Origin of the sequence: Pontibacillus yanchengensis, assembly GCF_009856295.1 — a bacterium.
Taxonomy (GTDB): domain Bacteria; phylum Bacillota; class Bacilli; order Bacillales; family BH030062; genus Pontibacillus; species Pontibacillus yanchengensis_A.
In genome coordinates, this window is record NZ_WMEU01000013.1 from 35,514 (window position 1) to 57,062 (window position 21,549).

The 21,549-nt window shown below is 39.1% G+C and carries 20 protein-coding genes and 1 riboswitch; of the genes, 4 read left to right on the top strand and 16 right to left on the bottom strand.

Annotation, left to right across the window (positions count from 1 at the left end):
- Nucleotides 1–239: 239 nt before the first annotated feature.
- From GLW08_RS20600 to GLW08_RS20615, 4 genes are read right to left on the bottom strand one after another with little or no spacing between them, the layout of a single operon-like run.
- Nucleotides 240–995, bottom strand: coding sequence for an IucA/IucC family C-terminal-domain containing protein (locus GLW08_RS20600; protein ID WP_160850493.1), 756 nt, complete (start codon nt 993–995; stop codon nt 240–242).
- Nucleotides 996–1,000: 5 nt separating this feature from the next.
- Nucleotides 1,001–1,807: an ABC transporter ATP-binding protein gene (locus GLW08_RS20605; RefSeq protein ID WP_160850494.1), complete on the bottom strand. Its 807-nt coding sequence runs from the start codon at nt 1,805–1,807 to the stop codon at nt 1,001–1,003.
- Between the two features lie 23 nt (nt 1,808–1,830).
- Nucleotides 1,831–2,877 carry a FecCD family ABC transporter permease gene (locus GLW08_RS20610; RefSeq protein WP_160850495.1) on the bottom strand — a complete coding sequence of 349 codons (1,047 nt, stop codon included), beginning with the start codon at nt 2,875–2,877 and terminating at the stop codon, nt 1,831–1,833.
- Complete coding sequence (locus GLW08_RS20615) at nt 2,874–3,881, bottom strand: FecCD family ABC transporter permease (RefSeq protein ID WP_160850496.1); 1,008 nt, start codon at nt 3,879–3,881, stop codon at nt 2,874–2,876. Before GLW08_RS20615 ends, GLW08_RS20610 begins: the two co-directional genes overlap by 4 nt.
- Before the next feature lie 209 nt (nt 3,882–4,090).
- Between GLW08_RS20615 and GLW08_RS20620 the strand changes: the two genes are divergently transcribed.
- Nucleotides 4,091–5,134 carry an ABC transporter substrate-binding protein gene (locus tag GLW08_RS20620; RefSeq protein WP_160850497.1) on the top strand — a complete coding sequence of 348 codons (1,044 nt, stop codon included), beginning with the start codon at nt 4,091–4,093 and terminating at the stop codon, nt 5,132–5,134.
- A 167-nt stretch (nt 5,135–5,301) separates the two neighbouring features.
- Here GLW08_RS20620 and GLW08_RS20625 read toward each other — a convergent pair whose 3' ends face one another.
- The 7 genes from GLW08_RS20625 to GLW08_RS20655 all read right to left on the bottom strand — a co-directional run bounded on the left by GLW08_RS20625 (nt 5,302) and on the right by GLW08_RS20655 (nt 14,275).
- Nucleotides 5,302–6,333, bottom strand: coding sequence for an anthranilate phosphoribosyltransferase (locus GLW08_RS20625; protein ID WP_160850498.1), 1,032 nt, complete (start codon nt 6,331–6,333; stop codon nt 5,302–5,304).
- A 429-nt stretch (nt 6,334–6,762) separates the two neighbouring features.
- Nucleotides 6,763–7,863 (bottom strand): o-succinylbenzoate synthase, encoded by a 1,101-nt coding sequence (gene menC / locus GLW08_RS20630; protein WP_160850499.1) that lies wholly within the window; start codon nt 7,861–7,863, stop codon nt 6,763–6,765.
- Nucleotides 7,860–9,356 carry an o-succinylbenzoate--CoA ligase gene (locus GLW08_RS20635; protein ID WP_160850500.1) on the bottom strand — a complete coding sequence of 499 codons (1,497 nt, stop codon included), beginning with the start codon at nt 9,354–9,356 and terminating at the stop codon, nt 7,860–7,862. The genes menC and GLW08_RS20635 overlap by 4 nt, the downstream gene beginning before the upstream one ends.
- 114 nt (nt 9,357–9,470) lie before the next feature.
- The gene (menB, locus tag GLW08_RS20640) at nt 9,471–10,289 is read right to left on the bottom strand and encodes a 1,4-dihydroxy-2-naphthoyl-CoA synthase (RefSeq protein WP_160850501.1); all 819 of its coding nucleotides are present in this window, start codon (nt 10,287–10,289) and stop codon (nt 9,471–9,473) included.
- 44 nt (nt 10,290–10,333) lie between these two features.
- Nucleotides 10,334–11,140, bottom strand: a complete 807-nt coding sequence (gene menH, locus GLW08_RS20645) for a 2-succinyl-6-hydroxy-2,4-cyclohexadiene-1-carboxylate synthase (RefSeq protein ID WP_160850502.1) — start codon at nt 11,138–11,140, stop codon at nt 10,334–10,336.
- A gap of 13 nt (nt 11,141–11,153) precedes the next feature.
- Nucleotides 11,154–12,890 carry a 2-succinyl-5-enolpyruvyl-6-hydroxy-3-cyclohexene-1-carboxylic-acid synthase gene (gene menD / locus GLW08_RS20650; RefSeq protein WP_160850503.1) on the bottom strand — a complete coding sequence of 579 codons (1,737 nt, stop codon included), beginning with the start codon at nt 12,888–12,890 and terminating at the stop codon, nt 11,154–11,156.
- Nucleotides 12,887–14,275 (bottom strand): isochorismate synthase, encoded by a 1,389-nt coding sequence (locus tag GLW08_RS20655; RefSeq protein ID WP_160850504.1) that lies wholly within the window; start codon nt 14,273–14,275, stop codon nt 12,887–12,889. The genes menD and GLW08_RS20655 overlap by 4 nt, the downstream gene beginning before the upstream one ends.
- A gap of 252 nt (nt 14,276–14,527) precedes the next feature.
- Between GLW08_RS20655 and GLW08_RS20660 the strand changes: the two genes are divergently transcribed.
- From GLW08_RS20660 to GLW08_RS20670, 3 genes are all read left to right on the top strand, one after another.
- Nucleotides 14,528–15,475 carry a 1,4-dihydroxy-2-naphthoate polyprenyltransferase gene (locus GLW08_RS20660; protein WP_160850505.1) on the top strand — a complete coding sequence of 316 codons (948 nt, stop codon included), beginning with the start codon at nt 14,528–14,530 and terminating at the stop codon, nt 15,473–15,475.
- A gap of 479 nt (nt 15,476–15,954) precedes the next feature.
- Nucleotides 15,955–16,335 carry a hotdog fold thioesterase gene (locus GLW08_RS20665; RefSeq protein ID WP_160850515.1) on the top strand — a complete coding sequence of 127 codons (381 nt, stop codon included), beginning with the start codon at nt 15,955–15,957 and terminating at the stop codon, nt 16,333–16,335.
- A gap of 29 nt (nt 16,336–16,364) precedes the next feature.
- On the top strand, nt 16,365–16,733 hold the full coding sequence (locus GLW08_RS20670) for a hypothetical protein (RefSeq protein ID WP_160850506.1): 369 nt from the start codon (nt 16,365–16,367) through the stop codon (nt 16,731–16,733).
- Between the two features lie 146 nt (nt 16,734–16,879).
- Here GLW08_RS20670 and GLW08_RS20675 read toward each other — a convergent pair whose 3' ends face one another.
- From GLW08_RS20675 to GLW08_RS20695, 5 genes are all read right to left on the bottom strand, one after another.
- Nucleotides 16,880–17,608, bottom strand: a complete 729-nt coding sequence (locus GLW08_RS20675; RefSeq protein WP_160850507.1) for a GNAT family N-acetyltransferase — start codon at nt 17,606–17,608, stop codon at nt 16,880–16,882.
- A gap of 15 nt (nt 17,609–17,623) precedes the next feature.
- Entirely contained in the window at nt 17,624–17,959 is a 336-nt protein-coding gene (locus tag GLW08_RS20680) for a hypothetical protein (protein ID WP_160850508.1), read from the bottom strand.
- 649 nt (nt 17,960–18,608) lie between these two features.
- On the bottom strand, nt 18,609–19,187 hold the full coding sequence (locus GLW08_RS20685) for an ECF transporter S component (RefSeq protein ID WP_160850516.1): 579 nt from the start codon (nt 19,185–19,187) through the stop codon (nt 18,609–18,611).
- Nucleotides 19,188–19,363: 176 nt separating this feature from the next.
- Nucleotides 19,364–19,516, bottom strand: a riboswitch (FMN riboswitch).
- 88 nt (nt 19,517–19,604) lie between these two features.
- Nucleotides 19,605–20,663: a M20/M25/M40 family metallo-hydrolase gene (locus GLW08_RS20690; RefSeq protein ID WP_160850509.1), complete on the bottom strand. Its 1,059-nt coding sequence runs from the start codon at nt 20,661–20,663 to the stop codon at nt 19,605–19,607.
- Nucleotides 20,664–20,946: 283 nt separating this feature from the next.
- Nucleotides 20,947–21,306, bottom strand: a complete 360-nt coding sequence (locus GLW08_RS20695; RefSeq protein WP_160850510.1) for an SH3 domain-containing protein — start codon at nt 21,304–21,306, stop codon at nt 20,947–20,949.
- Nucleotides 21,307–21,549 lie beyond the last annotated feature (243 nt).

Consider the following 21,549-nt stretch of genomic DNA (forward strand, 5'->3'; position numbering starts at 1 on the left):
GGTTGGTTCGATATGGCTACGTGATACAACAGGTTTAATCGAACCTCCTCTAAAACTGTAGGAGATAGAGGGAATATGAAAACATGAGAGTAGCTTATCGTATGGACACTGGGCTACATATGTAAGCACAGAAATTATGGTTGCTCAGAAACGCTCGGGCAGTATTGCTCAACACTTTGCTTTACCATTTCATGAGGTGTACAACCCCAAATTTTATTTTAAAAAAGTCCCAATCCTCCTTAAGGAAGATTGGGACAAGTTCTGCAATAATTGCTTTGTTCGTTTAATTTATAGGTCATGCAACAGAATTTTCGCATTCTAGTTCCATTTTTAAGACAATCTTGTTGTTGAAAATAAGATAACGGATTTCGTTTTTCTCCGAATGCTTCCCCTTCTAGTGATTGAACTAGATAGTGAAAATCCTGTTGAATGTGCTGATGATTTTCCAATGTGAATTCAGGATAAAATAGTTCATAAAACCAAAAGATATAGATAGCAAGATTTTCCCACATTGTTTTCATAGGTAATTTGGAAACTTGCTGAACATTTGCAAATACAGGGCGCACGATAGTAGAGAATATTTCTTCAGCTATATCATGAACCCAGTCCTCTCTTGAGTGTTGTCCAGGTGAAGTAACACTTTCATGATTTCCCTTAAACTTCGGAAACCAATTCTTATCCTCATCGACTCGAATCAATTGTAACTGCTTTTTGTCAAGTACTGGTGCTTTATCAAATGCAGACATAGGAACAAGAATACCTGTCACAATATAATAAGCAAAACGCTTGGTAAGGATGGAAGCTGTAGCGACATAATCTTCAGATTGTAAAAAAGAATGAAGATGATCTAATACTTCCTTTACTCCTTCCTTCTTTTCTAATTTCGAAAATGGGATGACTTCATAGTGTGCCCAATGACTATATGCTTCTGGGTTGTAATAGCGAAAATGATCATCTAACAGTTGAACTTCCTCTTGTGTGAAAGCCTTGATCAATACCCTCACCCACTTTGCTGAAGAATGCAACGACCTCTTCCGTGTGGAATACACATTGGTGTACCAAAAATAGGATCACTTGTAACGTTGCAGTTCATTTGGAATACATCACGCACGAATTGACACGTTACCACATGTTCTGGACGCCCTTGTGCATAAATAGATTGATCTTTAAGAGCAACTATATGATGAGCATAGCGTGCAGCAAGATTTAAATCGTGAAGCACCATTACAACGGTTCGGCCATCTTGTTCATTTAATTCAAAAAGCAAATCTAAAATTTCTATTTGATACGTCATGTCCAGATACGTTGTAGGCTCATCTAACAAGATAATATCTGTATCTTGAGCTAGTGTCATTGCAATCCACGCACGCTGACGTTGACCACCAGATAAAGAATCAACAGAACGTTCTTTAAATTCCTGCATATTGGTCGCATCAAGCGCACTTTCTACCGCTTCCTCATCTTCTTTTGACCACTGCTTAAACCAGCTTTGATAAGGGTACCTACCTTGTTTAACTAATTGTAATACAGTTAAGCCTTCTGGCGTTACGGGACTCTGAGGTAGAATGGCCATTTTCTGTGCCACATCTTTTGTAGAAAGTTTAGCAATCGCTTCACCGTCAAGGATAACGCCACCCTCTTGCGGTTTTAACAATCTAGCCATCGAGCGCAGTAAAGTTGATTTCCCACAACCATTACTTCCTACTAAAACTGTCACTTCCCCTTCTGGTATATCAATATCTAATGAATTAATGATTGTATTTTCACCGTAAGCTAATGTTAATTCTTTTGTTTGTAATGAAGACATGTCAATCTCTCCTTTAGGAGCGCTTATTTTTTAAACAATAAGTAAATAAAGTAAGGTGCACCAATCGTTGCAGTGAAAACCCCAGCTGGAACTTCTATAGGTAAAAATAGCGTTCTCCCAATTAAGTCTGCACCTACAACTAGGATTCCACCAATTAAAGCTGAAATGGGAATCAATGCACCATATGACGCTCCTACTAATCTTCTGGCAATATGAGGTGCCATTAATCCTACAAAACCAATACCACCTGCAACGGATACGGATACTCCAGCAAGTGCTGTACTAACTACAATAAACAATAGACGATCTCGTTGTATGTGAGAACCAACTCCTGAAGCTAATTCATCGCCTAATTCTTGCACATTAATACGTCTGGCAATCAATAACGCTAGTATCACTAAACCTACTATCGCAGGAATAATGACTTTCACCTGATCCCAGTTCGTGCCATAAACACTCCCTGTTAACCAAAGATTGGCGTCAGCGGCACGATAGATTGGACCTAAAATCATGAACAAATTCGTTAATGCGTCCATTAATGTTGCAAGTCCAATACCAATCAAAACGAGTCTGATTGGTGTTGTACCACTTTTTAGAGATAAGGCATACACGATTAGTCCAATGACCATCGCCCCTATAAAAGCAGCAACTGGTTGCCAATGAATACTTACGGTTAAAGCATCATTCTCATCACTGAAAATGGTAAGAAAGGTTACAACAGCTACCGAGCCACCACTTGTAATACCAATGATATCTGGTGAGGCCAACGGATTGCGTATCATCCCTTGTAAAATAGCTCCACTTACAGCCAAGCCAATTCCTACAAATAAGGCAATTAGAATTCGTGGCAATCGTAGAATTTGAACAATGTATGCATTCCCACCTTCTCCACTACCAAACAGAATTTGAATGACTTCTAGCGGAGAGATGAGAACTTGACCTAATGATGTAGAGGCCAAGCATAAAAGCAGCGTGACAATAACGAAAACACTTGTATATTTAATCGATTTTTTATCGAAAAAGAATGAAATATGGTCTTTTTTTGTTCGAAAGGGGATGTATTTACTCATGTAGATTTAAGCCCCTTTCTTGCTATATAGATAAAGAATGGAGTACCAATGATAGCTGTCATAATTCCGACTGGTACTTCCTCTGGCATGATAACATATCGTGCGGAAATATCTGCAGCAGTTAACAATACCGCACCTAACACCCCGCAATACGGAATCAACCAGCGTTGGTCATAGCCAACGAGGCTTCGGGCAAAATGAGGTACAACGATACCAATAAAACCAATTGGACCAGCTATCGCCACGGAACCTCCAGCTAACAATACAACAATAATTCCAGCTAGCGCTTTGATCCAAGCCGTTTTCTGACCCAAGCCAGTGGCTACATCTTCCCCCATCGTTAATATATTGATATGCCGGCTAATAAGGAAAGCCAACACCCATGCCACCAATATATATGGAAAAATGTCGACTAAATCATCCATGCTTCTACCTTGCACGGAACCAGCTAACCAAAATAATACCTCATCTAATGCCTTCTCATTTAAAACTAGAATACCTTGAGTAAAAGATGAAAACAGACCAGCAATAGCGGCTCCTGCCAAAGTCAATCTAACTGGCGTTAATCCTTCTTTTCCTATTGCTCCTATGAAATAAACGAGTCCTGCAGCAAATGCTGCTCCAATAAAGGAAACCCATGATAGCATTCCTAGTGACAGAGTTTGGGAAAATGATACGGCTAGCACCACAAAAAAAGATGCACCGGCGTTTACGCCAAATATTCCCGGAGATGCTAGTGGGTTTCTAGTCAAAGCCTGCATAAGTACACCTGCTACACCTAATGAAGCACCTACGCAGGTAGCGATTAAGGCTCTAGGTAAACGATGATTTCTTATAACAATATATGCGTTCTCTTGTGTATTATTGGTTGTAAATGCTGTTATGGCATCTCCAATCGTTGTATCTGTATATCCTAGAACGACGCTCAATCCCATACAAACGAGCATGAGAATGAAGCTAAACGCTAAACCAAATCCTTTTGACATATGTGATTGGAACAACATATTGACGTACTCCTAACCTACTAACTTCCCTATTAAAATGTTTCCCTCTTTAAGTCTATGACTCTGTAAAGCGCATGTCAACGATTTTGAGAATCATTTTCATCTATAATTGAAATGAATTCTCAATTACTTCTTGACGTTTCATCCCAATCAGGGTATTCTGTTATTTGTAATGCTAATGAGAATCATATTCAATTAGGGGGAAAATCATGAAACATATTAATTCAAAGAAATTTATACTTACTCTTATGCTTGTGATGGCAATGGCCATTCTTGGAGCATGTGGCTCTTCAGATTCAGAAGGTTCCTCTTCTGACGAAGGATCTTCAAATAACGATGAAAACCAAGAGGCTTCTTCAAATGAGAACGAAAACTCTGAAGACAGTTCATCCAGCAACTTTGAACCATATACAGTAAAACATGCTATGGGCGAGACTACGGTGAAAGAAAAGCCGGAAAAGGTAGTTATTCTTACTAACGAAGGAACAGAAGCTCTTCTAGCACTTGGTGTAACACCAGTAGGTGCGGTTAAATCTTGGACAGGAGATCCTTGGTATGATCATATCTCTGACAAGATGGAAGGTGTAGAAGTAGTTGGTACTGAATCTGAAGTGAATATCGAAAAAATCGTTTCCCTTCAACCAGACCTTATTATCGGTAATAAACTACGCCAAGAAAAAATTTACGATCAATTAAATGAAATTGCTCCAACTATTTTCTCTGAAACATTAAAAGGACAATGGAAAGATAACTTCAAGACATACGCAAAAGCACTGAACATGGAAGAAAAAGGTCAAGAACTAATTAAAGAATACGATAAGCGTTTAGAGAAATTTGCAAGCGAAGCCGGCGACAAGCTAAATCAAGAAGTATCTGTTGTCCGTTTCCTACCTGACCATGCTCGTATTTATCAAAAGGATTCCTTCTCAGGCGTAATCTTAGAACAAATTGGCTTTAACCGTCCTGAACCACAAGACAAAGATGCCTTCATGGAAAAAGTAACAAAAGAACGTATCCCAGCTATGGACGGGGACATTCTATTCCACTTCACTTATGAAACAGGTGACGGTGCAGCTACAGAGCTAAAAGAAGAATGGACAAATGACCCATTATTCCAAAACCTAGACGTTGTTAAAGAAGGAAATGTTCACGAAGTAAGTGATGCTATTTGGAATACAGCTGGCGGCTATCTAGCTGCAAATAAAATGGTAGATGATTTAGAAGAAATTATCCTTAATGGTGAATCAAATTAATTGTCAATAGTAAGCAGGCCTAAACATTATGTTTAGGCCTGCTTTTTTTATTCTACTTACTGTATCTCTAATGCCAACCATTTCATGATAAGTATAAAAAAGAACTTACCTTTCATGATGGTAAGTTCTTTTAAAAACCAAATACTTTCATATTATTTTCTATTCTACTACTCTTTCCAACTCTCTAACTGATGTAATCCCCTTTGACTCCGAAGCTGTTCCTTTGCAATCGAGATCCCTTCTTCTATCGTCTCCACGGCCCCAAATAAATAATATCGAATTCCTGCATTAAATAGGACTTGGTTATAGTAGTATCGATACGATTCGGGCACTTCTCCACTTAACAGGGTAGTAGTAATCTCTGCCTGTTCTTGAATGGATAGCTTATGATCTTTATCAAATTCTTTATCCAGTAAACCATAATCTTTTGGTTTTACTACCCAATCCTCATACGTCTCATTGGATATCTTAAAAATAAAGCTGTTCCGATGAACCGGTAAGTCCTCAGATCCCTCAACACCTTGAACAATATACACATTTTGATAGGTAAGTCCTTCAAACAGTGGATAAATTTTATTAATAGCAGTACGATGATAAGCTCCCATCATCAATGAATGAGCACTTGATAAATTTAATACCTTTTCTGCAGTGTTCAATAACGTTCTTACGTGCAATTGTTCACGAATAGGTCTTAATCTTCCAAGAGAAGCACAAAAAGATTCTGTAGATGCAAAGCCTATTCCTTTTTCTTTAATAGAATTTGCAATCTGCTGGCCTGTTTGTTCTACTTTTATTCCTAATGCGGTCAGAACGTCTTTCACCGTCGTTCCATATTTAGGTGGTAACGCATCACTACTATGCAAGTAAGCAGGAATTCCGTACTCTGATAAAAGAATGGAAACAGGAATCGTTGCTATAAAAGATTTTCTTCCATTATAGGGGCCTGCGAAATCCACCAGTTTATTTTGTATAGGTGTAGGGACAGGAATGGCTTGGCTATGTTCTCGTAAACTGTGTACAAAAGCGAGCATCTCATCAGGTGATTCGGTTTTGATTCGTTCCGCAACGAGATACCCTGCGATTTGAGCATCCGTTGCTTCACCATTTAATATAGATGCAGCCGCTTCTCTTGTTTGTTCATAGGATAAGTCTTTTGAACCTCGTTTCCCTCTTGCTACTTCTTTGAGCCATTCTTGCATGTATGGGCACCTCTCTTCTAAATAGTACGAGTCAGTTTTGTATATTCTTTCATACCTGCCTAAGTGGTGTCTACACAAAAGTGAATAAAACTTAGTGGTTTAATAGGGTTTTTGTTGAACAAAAGCTCAGGTCGCCCGTTTAGCGACTTATATGCTGCTGCCCACAGGACGTGGATTGGTTCGATGTTGCTTCCATCACTCCAAAATTCCACCTGATTCCGTAAGAGATAAGTGAATCACGAAGAACGGAATGATTCGATGTTAACTTATCATACAGAGGAGAGAGAAGCATACTAGTCTCTGGGTGCTGGAGCTGGACGTGGTCTCTATAACTTATTAAGTCATGCACGAGCCAACATATTTATAGTACGCTAGAATAAATTAGAAAGCAGATTACTATGAATAGTAACCTGCTCTTCAGTACTCCCTTTATAAATCGATAACAAACAAGTCCTTTGTTATCTCACTTATGTAATCCAGGTCAACATGATAGCCAATTCCATCTTCCCTCGGGAGCACGACATAACCATTTTCTAATTCTACTTCAGGAATAATAACATCCTTCTCCCAGTACCGCTTCGATGCTGAAATATCACCTGGGATTGTAAAATTCGGGAGACTTGCAAGAGCAATATTGTGGGCTCTAGAGATACCTGTCTCGAGCATACCTCCACACCAAACGGGGATATTATGCTCCGCACAAAGATTGTGAATGTTTATAGCTTCTGTTAAGCCACCTACTCTACCAATTTTAATATTCATCACCGTACAACTTTCCAACTGAATGGCTTGATAAGCATCATGATAGCTCGTAATACTCTCATCTAAACAAATTGGAGTCTTCATTTGCTTTTGGAGTTGTTGATGCAAATAAAAATCGCCTGCTTGAAAGGGTTGCTCCATCATCATTAAACCGAGATCATCTAACGACTTTAAATGGTCAAAATCATCTTTGTTGTAAGCTCCATTTCCATCAAACATTAATAGATGAGGTGGCACTATCGTACGTGCCACTTCTAAACGCTCTCGTTCCTTCCCTTTTTCAACCTTCAACTTAAACCTACGATACCCGGCCTCTTTGTATTGAGGAAGGAGAGCTTGTAAATCATCTTGTAAACCAAGTACTACACCTACCTCAACTTTCTCCTTATGTCCACCTATTAAATCAAATAGAGGTTTTTGCATTATTTTGGCATATACATCCCATACCGCTGTTTCAATTGCGGCTTTTGCCATTTGATTACCTTGAAAACCTGATAAAAGCCTAGCAACATCTTGCGGGTGTTCAATTGATTGCTCTCTTAAAAAAGGAAGAAACTGTTGAGTCAGAATATCCCAAGAAGATTGGACCGTTTCACCAGTATAAAAAGGAGTGGAAAAGGCTACTCCTTCTCCCCATCCACTTATCCCCTGGTTAACCTTTACCTCTACAAGAATCCCTTCCCTTTTGCTCACCTTACCAAGATGGGTTTTAAATGGCGATACGAGGTCCATGTCATAACGGTGTAATGTGACGTTTGTTAGCTTCATTCCATTTCTCCCCTTTGCTTCAACCACTTCGCCAAATCTCTTCGGAGTAATTTGTTTGAAGCATTTCGAGGTAGATGGTCTTCAAAATAAATCATTTTTGGAATTTTATATTTAGCAAGTGAACGTGCACAATAGGATAGAATCTCTTCGGTAGATAAGGATACCCCCTCATGGAAAACAACGAATGCAACCGGGACTTCACCCCAACGATCATCTTCTTGACCAATTACACCTACTTCTTTAATACTATCTAATCCAGCTAAAACTTCTTCAATCTCAGCAGGATATATATTTTCACCACCGGAAATAATCAAGTCTTTACGGCGATCTACAACATACAAAAAGCCTTCGTCATCTACATAACCTAGATCCCCAGTATACAGCCATTCATCTTTTATTGTGTACTCATTTGTTTCAGGACGTTTATAGTAGCCACTTGTCACCATAGGGCCTTTCACAACAATTTCTCCAATGGATTGGTCTTTCGTGTTTTGTTGGTCGTTAATAATATTCAGTTGCGCTGGAAATAAGGGTTTTCCTGCAGAACCAATTTTCCGCAATGCATCCTGGGCACTTAAGGTAACAATTTGCGAGGAAGTTTCCGTCATCCCATACGTTTGAATGACAGGAACATGCTTAGAGGCTGCTTCTTCTAATAATGGTTTCGGTGCAGGACCTCCTCCTAAAAGCATACAACGAAAGCTCGTTGGATACGTTTCCCCAGCATCTAATTGTGATAATAGTCGTTTGAGCATAACAGAAACAACCGAAACAATTGTGACACCTTTTTCCATAATTGCCTTATGTATTTCTTGTTCATCGAATGATGTAAGGAGAGTAATTGGCATGCCGTAAATGACATTTTTAAATAAAAGCGATAAGCCACCTACATGAAATAAAGGAAGCGTTGCCAACCATTGGTCTTCTTCACTCAGACCGAGGTTTAAAGCAGAACTTACAGCACTCCACCAATGGTTTCCGTATGTAAGCATAACACCTTTAGGATTTCCTGTTGTTCCCGACGTATAAAGAATGGTATAAATATCATCTAGTCTTACCTCTTGCTGAGCTTTGAAAGGTGCTTCTAGCTGTTTTGATACATCTTTAAATGAGTGAACACGTATTGGCATCTCTTGACCAAGCGGTTCGATAATAGGTGATAGATTTTGTTCATATATAACCAACTCACACTTAGCATCTTCTAATTGAAAACGAATTTCCTTTTGTGTGAGACGAGTGTTTAAAAAAACAGCTACGGCACCTATATAAGAAATAGCATGAACAAACCGAACAAAATCTAAAGAATTATTGGCGTAAATGGCTACGTGACTTCCTTTTTTGACACCTAAAGAAGCTAATTTTCCCACCATACACATGGATTGCTTACGTAATTCTCTAAAGGTAATCGAGTTTTCTTGTGTATGAATGGCAACACGTTCTGGAGTTAATTCAACCCGCTTCTCTAACCAGTGCGGAATGGTTTCAGCATTCATGGGTACTCTACTCCTTTTTATTTTGGTTCCTATAGGATACCCTATAGGACTGTGACTAACCTATCAATAAGACAGAAAACCCTTGCCCGGAATGGGGCAAGGGTATAAAAAGAATTAAGGAAATCTCGGGAATTGCTTAAAGTCAGGCTTACGTTTTTCTTTGAATGCATCGCGACCTTCTTTTGCTTCATCAGTAGTGTAATAAAGTAGCGTAGCATCTCCCCCCATTTGTTGAAGACCAGCTAAACCATCTGTATCAGCATTGAAGGATGCTTTCAAGAAACGTAATGCAGTTGGTGATTTTTCTAGCATTTCTTGGCACCATTGAACCGTTTCTGCCTCTAATTGATCAACAGGAACGACTGTATTGACAAGACCCATGTCCTCCGCTTCTTTAGCAGAATATTGACGACATAGGTACCAAATTTCACGGGCTTTTTTATGACCAACAATACGGGCAAGCAATCCTGCACCATATCCAGCATCAAAGCTTCCTACCTTAGGACCTGTTTGACCAAATATAGCATTGTCAGCAGCAATGGTTAAGTCACATACGATATGTAAAACATGTCCACCACCAATGGCATATCCTGACACCATGGCTACAACTGGTTTTGGTATTACGCGAATTAAGCGTTGTAAATCTAGAACGTTTAGACGTGGAATTTCGTCTTCTCCTACATAACCACCATGGCCACGTACTTTTTGGTCTCCTCCAGCACAGAAAGCATCGTCTCCAGCACCCGCTAAGACAATAGCGCCAATTTTGGAGTCATCGCGCGCATATGCAAATGCATCCAACAATTCTTTAACCGTTGTTGGGCGAAATGCATTTCGTACCTCTGGGCGATTAATTGTGATTTTTGCAATACCGTCATATGTCTGATATAAAATATCTTCATAATGACGTTCATTAATCCATTCTACTGTCATAATTAATTCCTCCTCACCTAATTTTACACTTTAAAACGCTTTCATTACTCCTCACTTGGAAAAATGAATTCAGTTACTATTTTACCAAAAAATTTCGGTTGTTCCACATGTATTGCATGTCCAGCATTCAAAACTTTTATATGACGCGCTTTTTGAAATGCTTTTTCCATGTTTTGAGCAATTGACGTAAACTTTTCATCTAACTCTCCTGATAGTAGTAGAACCTCTCCAGAAAAGGTGGAGAGGTAGTCCCACCATGAAGGTTGAATCCCCGTCCCCATTCCTCTAAGGGAAGCTGCTAATCCTTCTGCAGTATGAGATAAACGTTCCTCTCTAATTGCTTGCTTCACTTCTGCAGATAAAGTTTGCTGAGAGGAGAACATCGGTAGTTCTTGCCAACGATTAATGAACGCCTTTACACCATAACGCTCTATTTCAACTGCCAAACTCTCATCTTTCGTTTGCCTTGTAAGCTGCTCTCGAGCTGCTTCCAAACCTGGGCTTGCACTTTCAAGAATTAAACGCTCCACCCGCCGTGGATAATTCATTGCAAAAGAAAGGGCCGTTCGTCCTCCCATGGAATAACCTAATACATCCAGGCGCTCCATCCCTAATTCCTGTAGTAGATGGTCAATATCCTTACAAACAGACTCCATCGTAAAATGTGTATTACCATCCGTCTTACCGTGCCCTGGTAAGTCCATTGTAATGATTGTAAGTTGATCATTCCAATCGTTTACAAAGTTATCCCATGTATGATGGGTTCCTGTGAATCCGTGCAACAACAGGATTGGAGGACCATGACCATGCTGTTCTACCCAATAATGGGTACCATTTATTGTGATATACAATTTCTAAGTCCTCCTATACACCTCGTAATGATTCTTCGATTCGTTTCCATTTATCCCGATGCCACTGTGCATTTTCATCCCGATTAGTTATGACTTCCATAACGTGCAAATCGTTGGCAGAAAAACTCGTGGTCACAGCATCTCGAAATTGTTCCCATGTCTCCACTCTAGTAAAACTTCCGTTATACATTTCAACAGCTTTTTGAAAATCAAGCTGTAAAGGTGTGCCAAACAAGGGCTCGAAATGATTTGGATGATTTGCTTGCGGAAGAAACGAGAAAATACCTCCGCCCTCATTATTAATGACAATAATTCGGACATCAATTCCATATTGCTTGGCCATCAATAAGCCATTCAAATCATGGTAGAAGGATAAATCGCCTAGAATCAATGTTACTGATTCACCATGAGCAGCAGCACCTAATGCACTTGAAACCATCCCATCAATCCCATTTGCACCACGATTGGCTAACACTCTTATATGCTTAGGTGTAGTCATGAAGAAAGTATCTAAGTCGCGAACTGGCATGCTATTTCCAATATAAATGGAACTTTTCTCCGGAAGCAACTCTGTTAACTCTGTAATGACGTGTCCTTCCGATAGTGATCCAACCCCTTTGTCCTCTATCAAGCACTTTTTTGTAATGCTATTGGCTTCTCGCCAGTTATCAAGCCAGGATTTATCATACATCCACGTCCCAACTTCTTGAAGCCATTGCTTACAAAAAGTCGTTCCATCAGCATAAATCATTCTCGTATGATTATTAGTCGGTTCCCGGTGACCTTCAAAATCTTCCACAACGTACTGAACGATGTCAGGGTGATTCTCAATTAGTAATTTATATGGCTTTGAAACAGGCATAGCTCCAAAGCGAATAATAAAGTCAGGCTTAAACCTTTCACGAGTTTCTTCGCTTTTTAACATCGCGTCATAACATTCGATCACATGGTCTTTCTCATGTTCTCCAGCTCGCACCTGAGATAGAGGATCTGCTAGTAATGGTAGTTGCAGATGTTTCGCTAGTGACGTGACGGCTTCAGCCAAATCCCGGTCTTCTTGGGGGCCACATACCAATAACCCCCGCTCAAGTCCAACAATTTCTTCTTTAATCTTCTCGATTTGCCTTGTATCAAGCATTCGTTTACCGCTTGTTACAGGATGATAACTTTCCTGTCGATCATTCCCCCAAACATCTTCCATAGAGAAGTCTGGTACAAGTGGTTCTCGGAAAGGAAAATTCAAATGCACAGGCCCTGCATTACCGTCTAAGGATTGATGTAACGCCCTTGCGCCAATACTCCGAACATACCGTAACATCGTATCGCTATCTTCTGGCATTGCCACTTCCTGAAACCATTTCACATACCGACTATACATGTGAATCTGATCAATCGATTGGGGAGCGCCAACATCACGAAGTTCATGTGGTCGGTCAGCAGTTAAAATAACCAACGGGACCCTGCTATAGAAAGCTTCAACAATAGCAGGATAATAATTCGCTGCAGCTGTGCCCGATGTGCATACAAGGGCAACTGGCTTTTGTTGTTGTTTAGCCATCCCAAGTGCAAAAAAAGCTGCTGAACGTTCGTCCATATGAACCCAATGTTTGATGCTTTCATGCTCAGCAATCATCATGGATAAAGGGGTTGAACGTGAACCAGGAGAGATGACTATGTCCGTCATCCCTCCTTTAGCTAATTCATCTATAAAGTTTCCAACAAACTTTGTTAATTCAGACGTGTGTGTCATTCATATCCTCCTAGAGCATGAAGCATTGGTAGAAATTTTATAGCCGTTTCTTCGTATTCCGCTTGAGGATGAGAATCTTCCACAACACCACATCCAGAAAAAAGAACTGCTTGATTATTACTAATAAGGGCAGAACGAATCGCTACTGCAAATTCCCCATTATCTCGTGCATCGAACCATCCGATTGGAGAAGCATACCAACCTCTATGGAAGGGTTCTTTCTCACGTATGAATTCGATAGACTCTTTAATGGGATATCCCCCTAATGCTGGAGTTGGATGAAGCTGCTTGACGACATCTAAAATTGTGTAGCCATTATACAACTTTCCTCTCACAGGGGTGTATAAATGCTGCAAATTACGTAATGGATATAACACAGGATGCTCTGGTACATCTACATCATGACAGCACGTTTCCACTGCGGTCTTAATCATATTCACGACAAATTCATGCTCTTGGAGATTCTTATCATCATGCAATAATTGCTCTCCAAAGTAGCGATCTTCTTCAACAGTCTTCCCCCTTGCAATTGTGCCTGCTAAACACGTAGAGAGAAGTTCTTGATCTTCTAGCTTCACCAATCGCTCAGGTGTAGCCCCAACAAAGCAAGAATCGCCACGTTCATAAGCAAATACATAGCTTTGATGCTGTTGCTCCTGCAACGTGTTTAACAACGACGCTATATTTATATCAGAAGAAAATGTTGCAATCATTTCCCTAGCTAAAACGACTTTCCCTAACTTCCCTGCTTTTATTTCCTCTGTTGTGTCTTTAACAATTCGTTTCCATTCTTCAGGTGCCACTTCTTCTTGTTGGATTAACTGTGGTTCTGGATTCTGCTTGAACTCTTTTCCGAGGAGTTTTGTACACTGGTCTACTAGTTCCTGATAAAATAAGGCCGTAGAATCCTCAGGAGACAAAAGCGCGTTAATGGTAATAAAATACTTCGTTCCAGATTTGGTTAACAAGAACCTTGGAACCATTGTAGAACTATTTGGAAATTCACTCCATGTAACCGAAGATTGTTTATAAGGATCAAATGCAAAACCCCCAAATGCAACAGGTCCTGTTCCTGAAGCATTCGTGACGTTATCTATTTCAGCATGATTGATTAAGTCAACCCATTGCTCTTCAGTAATTTGAAATCCTTCTTCATCCGATTCTATCTTAACCGCTTCCCCAATACCTGCCAGGGTAAAAGAACGATCAGCACTTGACCAATAGAACCTTTCTCCCTTAAATGTGCTACCTGCTTGATAAAATGCCAGAGGATTTATTTCCTCTAGTTCAGTGGTAACACTTACTAATTTACTTGAATGTAAAGAATCTATTGTAGCTATTGAGCGGTATAGTTTTTCATATAATGTTGAAGTTGTTTGAATCAAAATATTGCCCTCCAATCAACCAGGGACTAGCTTAGCTATTATGCAACACGACAATGATAATTATATCGAAAAATAAACGAAATTCCCAAAATCCCATCTTTATTGTATTCTCTTTTGTAGTTTGACTCAAGAAATGCTTATATTTCCCTGTATTATAAAGGGAATAGGGAATTGACAGGGTCGTCTAGTTTGCCTAAACTTAATTAGGGGCAAATATAAACTAATTGTCCTATTCCTAAGGGAGAGAAACGTATGCAAAGCATGAAAAAACAAGATATACAAACTGCTTTAAATGAACGTAAAGGTTGGCAAGTCTGGTGGCGACTCTTAAGACCTCATACCTTAACGGCAGCGTTCGTCCCAGTATTTATCGGAACAATGCTTGCTAGCTTACAAGAACCTATCCATATAGGATTGTTTCTAGCCATGCTATTCGCTTCTATATTAATACAAGCTGCAACGAATATGTTTAACGAATACTATGATTATGTTCGCGGTTTAGATACCGAACATTCGATTGGTATTGGTGGTGCAATCGTTCGTGATGGGATACCTGCTAAGAAAGTTTTGGCATTAGCGGTAAGCTTTTTCGGTATTGCTATGCTTCTGGGAGTCTATATTTGTATCGCGACAAGTTGGTGGATTGCACTAATTGGACTCATATCAATGGCATTTGGCTATCTATATACTGGCGGACCTTATCCTATTGCTTATACCCCATTTGGTGAAATGATATCAGGATTTTTTATGGGAACTGTTATTATTGGCATTAGCTATTATATTCAGACGTTATATCTTACTAGCGATGTGATTATCATATCCATTCCAGTAGCAATCCTGATTGGTGCTATACTATTAGCGAACAACATACGTGACCTTGAAGGTGATAAGGAAAACGGCCGTAAAACATTAGCCATTCTATTTGGACATAAGGGTGCTGTCACCTTTTTAGGCATATTATTTAGTTCAGCCTACCTACTAATTGTCATTTATATTATATCAGGTTTGCTTCCTATATGGTCGTTAATTGTATTCTTAAGCATCCCAAAACCAAAGAAAGCTGTTCAAGGCTTTTCAAACAAAACGTCACCATTAGAAATGCTTCCAGCAATGAAATTCACAGCACAAACCAATACGATTTTTGGAATTCTACTCGGGATTTCCCTTTTATTACAATTACTAATACCCGTTACCTTATAAAGACAAGCCTATTGTGCTTGTCTTTTTTTTCAAAAGGACAGAAGGGTTAACTTTTGGCTCTTACATATCCAGCTACTGCGCCTAGCGACTAGCAAACTTTCTGCTCCTCCTTACAACAGGTAAATATCGGATTGCTTTGCATATATAATGTAAGATGGCTCAACATAGATGCTTGAAGCCGGACTAAAGAATATAAGGTCACAGCATCTCTGGAGCGACTTTCCGTGTTTTCCGAGCGAGAATCGCAAAACAGGAGCGACATTTGAAAATTAGAAGCGACCACCACAAAACGAGCAGGCCACAAACTGGCGTACCATGTCTTCATGGGATGTACCGGTGTCGATTAATGGTCGCTTGCACCTTTCTTTATAAACTACTGGAAGGATTTTTCATATAGTAACTTGAATACATACCCAATACTGATGTTTTGTACTTCGTTAAAAAGGAAATATTTTAGAAAGGAAGATGAACTAATGGAAATGGATTACAAAAATACAATGCTAGGAGCTCTTGGAATGGAAGAAGTAACTCTAACCAAGGACCGTGTTGTACTTTCTATGCCTGTGGATGAACGAACTCACCAGCCACTCGGTTTTTTGCATGGCGGGGCCAGTGTCGCACTAGCTGAAACAGCGGCAAGTATTGGTTCCATTCTCCACGTGGACATGGAACAGTATAATGTATTTGGTATTGAGATCAATGCCAACCACATCAAAAGTAAACGCAGTGGCCTTGTTTATGGAGTTGCAACACCTACACACATTGGTAAAAGTACAATGGTTTGGGAAATCAACATTGTCGATGAAAGTGACGCATTAATTTGCGTTTCCCGTTGTACAGTAGGTGTCGTTCCAAAATAGAAGCTCCTCTACTTGAAAGGAGCCCAGTCATGTTAACGAATGAACAAATACAAGACCTTAAAAACAGACTATACAACATGAAACAAGAGGCTGAAAAAGAACTCGATAACCATAAAGGATACGAAAGCTCAGAGGGTGGACCAGAAAGCTCAGTTGGTGAACTATCAGAAGTCGATAATCACCCAGGTGATGTAGGAACAGAAAACTTTGAACAAAGTAAGGATTACACCCTCAATATTCATGCACGAGAACAGTTGGAGGAAATTAATGCTGCAATAGAGCGTATTGAAAATGGAAAATACGGATACTCAGAGAAGTCTGGTAAACCAATTCCTTTCGAACGTCTACAAGCGATGCCTACAGCACGCTACCTTGTAGAAGAGGAAGAAAACGCGTAAAGAAAAGATTTGGCACCCCCGTATAGCGACGTCTATGCTGCGGCAGCGGCTTCGTTGTTATATATTCTTCCTTTAAAAAGAGGGAATAAAAGTGCGATAATTAATCATGGCATGGTGAAAAGAACTACCTCTTATCACCATGCTTTTTAGTTTCCCCTTACACGCTTATATACTTTATAAGATTCCATTATTTCGCATCCATTCCAAATAAATGTATTAACCATAGGCTTATTATGAACACTAGTCGCTCCAATATAATACCTGGCTTGAAAGTCTTGTTGCAATATTCCCAATGCTCTTTGATGTAGTTTTCGACTCTTGCCTTTTCCTCTCTCAGATGGAATGAGCCCAAAATAAAACAATCTCCCTTCATTCATTGTTCCAGGCTCAATATGAGGCATAACAATCCCAATTATCTTTTCTTGCTCATATGCAAGAAGACAAGAATGCTTATATGCCTCCCCCAACTCTTTTTTAACACCCATCATTTGCTCATTCATATGTAAAGAAGAAGGTGCATTAAGAGAACCAGACATTACTTCTAGCCAAGTTTCTTTAAAGGTATCTAAGGATACATGGTGTAATGATGACAAAGTTATTGCTGAATCGAAAGTTATTTCTTCGTTCTGTAATTTCTTCTGTACAAAGAGAGTTTCATCATGGAAATAGAACCCTCTTTGTATTAAAGATTGCTCTACCTGTTCTGGAAAATTGCTATGTACCAGAACGGTTATATTTTTATATTGGTTAAGGAGTTTCTCGGATAATTCATGCTTGACCAACTGCATCATTTCATCTGTGGACAGAACATTTGTATCCTCAATCGTTAGGTATGCATCAGCTTCTATGACTTTAATTTTATCCATAGCTCTCATTTTAAACACTTCCCATTACATTGTCTTATAAAGGGTAATAGTAGGGACCTCCACACTCTGTTTCACTTGCTCATCAAATGTTTGCAACTGACGAATAAGGCTCGGTCGATCAAAAGGAAATCCCTCCACTTGATTCAATTGCAACATCAACTTACTATATAATTTTTGATACCCAGCCCACTTTTCCTTCTCAGCCTGCTCCAACAAAGCCGATAATGTAGCCAAACACTTCGCGACATCCCGATGCTCCCCCTCTAATAGCATCTCTCGACTAATGTGATGGCACTGTACATAATCCTTTTTTTGATTGAACATTTCAGCATAGGCAACTATTTTTTCTTCATAGTGCATAAACACTCCCCCTCACTTGTTCGCCTTTTCTTTACCTTTTTATAATTTTAAACTTATCTTCTCAATGATAAATATAGACAATGGAAAGGCTCATGCGCCTTGACCAAAGCCTGGTCATGTTGCATTTTGCTACAGAGCATAATCAACTATTTTCTCTCTCTTTTACTTTCCGTTGTAGATAACCTTGGGTTAAAAATAACGCTATCATAGGGAGAAGTAAATAAGATACATATTTACCTTCAAAATTCAACGCCAACACTAATACTGCTATCGCAAAAATGTAATATACTACTTTTATTAAAGTTATCATTTTTTCAAGATTGATAAACTCAACTAATAACAAATATTGGTTATTAGTTTATCAAATACAAACATCCTTAAATAGAGTAATTTCCCTTAAAAAACCCTAATCACCAAAAATGGCGATCAGAGTTTTTATGTTTACGATATTACTAAGGTGTTTTACTTCACCGTTTTAGCGCTCCCCTGTTCTTGTTACGTTTCGGGAGGGATAGGATTTGCTTAAAACCAAAAAGGAGTAAGCGCTGGAACGAGACCTGTAAGCGAATGAACTTATACTTTCTTTACGCATAAGAAAAGCCTGCGGCACAATGCCACAGGCTCTATCTACTTTTTATTAAGTGATTCATTACGTTACATTTACTCGCTTTTGTTCAAACCAAGGCTTCAGCTTCACAAACAGTGGTACAAATAAAATACCGACGAGGATTCCTTTGATCACATTAAACGGAATAATCCCCGCTGTGATGTAGCCTAGTTTAGTTCCTTCAAGTTCAAAACCCATCATCCATGAATATGCAGGTAGAATTACAAAGTAATTTAATACAGACATTCCAACAGCCATTACGATTGTTCCTGTCACTAGACCAGATACGACACTTTTTACACTCTTATATCTGTGATAAATCATAGATACAGGTAAAACTAACATCAGCCCTGCAAAGAAGTTTGCAGATGCTCCTATAGGGTCGCCACTTCCAAGTATAAAATGTAATAGATTCTTAATTCCCTCCACAATCACACCAGCGATTGGAGAGAATAATAGTGCAGCAAATAATGCTGGCACATCACTTAAATCTACCTTAAGAAATCCAGGTAAAAGTGGTAAAGGAAAATCTAGTAGCATTAGTAACAGTGAAATTGTGCTCATTAACGATAACGTAATGAGCTTCAAAAGCTTTGATGAGCGCCCTTTGCTTGGTTGCATCATCGATCTCCTCCTTCATCTCTTTCTACCGATTCACATCCCAGATGAAGGTGAGCGAACAGTACCTATTTGATTAAAGTCCATCAAAAAAACCCTCAAGCCATGTTTCATTGACTTCAGGGTTCGTTAAAAAAGACCATAGGCAAATAAAGGTATAAAAATACCTACTTTTCGCTCTACATCTTCTCCCATCCAGACTGTAACTGTCGGTCCCGGATTCTCACCAGGTCCACCGCTCGGCCAAAAAAGGCCTCCCGGGTCACGGACTTAGAACACCAAGTGGGTTCCTCACCGTCGGTCGGGAATTTCACCCTGCCCCGAAGATGGAATCGTTATTTAGTTGAATACTATTCTCATTATAATCAAAAAGAATCAATTTGAACAGCAAAATGTTTTAATTGCCATAAATAGTGTGTATTAGTCTTCCAATGGATTTAAACTTTCCTTTCCTGTCATGCCACTGATCATTTGCACTAGTAAGTCAATTTCTTCCTCCATATCTTGAACACTAGCTGTTTCCACAGGAGAGTGCATGTAACGTAAAGGTAGAGATACTAAACTAACAGGAACACCACGTCCAGTTAAGCGCATTTTGTCTGCGTCTGTCCCTGTCATCCGTGGCGTTAATTCATATTGTACGTTCATATCTAGAGAACGTGCAGCGTTTTCCAATAATCGATTGATTTTCAGATTGATTGGAGCTCCTTTTGCCAACACAGGTCCATGGTCTAAGCGGACATCCCCATATTTATTTTTATTCACATGTGGATAATCCGTAGCGAAGGTAACATCTACTGCAATTGCCATTGAAGGTTCTAAGCCAGCTGCTGCAAAATAAGCTCCACCCATGTTCGTTTCCTCATTCACAGTACTAGCCGCATAGACACCTATATTAATATTTTTTTCAGATAGGCGACGTAATACTTCCGCCACGATAAATGCTCCTGTTCGATTGTCTAATCCCCTACCAGAAATATAGCGATCCATTAATAGTTCTGGCTCTCGTTTATAGACAGCTAAATCCCCAATTTGCACAAATTTTTCTATTTCTTCTTTTGACTTCGCTCCACAATCAATAAATAAATCATCTAACCCAAAGTCACCTTTTAGACCACCATGGTGTTGAGCATTGACTCCAACTACACCAGTAATCGAGCGACCTTGTCCAAGCACAGTAACTTTCATACCTACTGCAGCTTTAGGGTTAATGCCCCCCATTTTATCAAAGTGAAGAAAACCATGGTCATCAATGCGATTAATGACTAGAGCAATTTCATCACAATGTCCAGCCAATAAAATTTTAAAGTCGGCATCTGGATTAAGTACACCAATAACATTACCAGCATTATCAGTACGAATCTCATCAGCAAACGGTTTAATGTATTCCATCCATTTCTTCTGGATGCCCATCTCCATACTTGATGGAGATGCTGTTGTTAATAATTCAAATAAAAAATCTTTTTGTGTATTTTCCATTAGTCAAGTTCCTCCTTAGTATGTATCTCTATATAATCTTACCAATTTCAATTATGAATCACCAAGAATCATGGTTTATATGTAGATTTTTGTTAAAGTTTGGAAACTTAATCAAAAGGGGAAAATAAAATTAGAATGAATGTGACTATATATATAATGTTGCTCAATTAAAAGGAGCGTTATTATGCAGCATCTATATAACGCACCAACATTGAATCGAACGTACATCTTATCTAGACAATAAAAAACATGTAACCCACAGTTCCTAGGTTACATGCACGTTTTATTCTCTGCTTGGTTCGATATGATCCTTCGGCAGCCAGCCTTCTTCGCTTGATGATATCAATCGTCCTCTTATCCACCCATTTAATTCTTCTATTAACTGAAATTTATCTCCGACTTTCACATTTAATTCTTTCGCGACATAATCTCTCATTAACACGCCTTGGTTTTCTTTATATTTATATATAATTTGCTCTGGTACCCATCCCTCGAGGTTTGTCTCTTCAATATAGCAATAAATCCAACGTTCCCACCCTTCAGGTCCACTCAAGCGATCACTAAACGAAACACGATCCCCTATTTTTAGCTGTATAGGTTCTTGTTGGCTGCTTTGATGCTCTTTTATAACCTCAAAAATCATGATTGATACCCCTTTTCCATTACAAGCTAATTCATTTATCCCATTTGTAACGGCAAACCTATTCTACCTAATTCTAACGGGTAATTGTAGCATTAAGATTAAAAACAAACATATCTTTAGAAAACTATAACAATACACACATAAATGTAACAAATTAACAAAAGCAAATACATTCATTTGTTTATCTTTGTTTGCTAATAAATCATTACAGCATCTATTAAAGACTAATATAATATAAAAAAA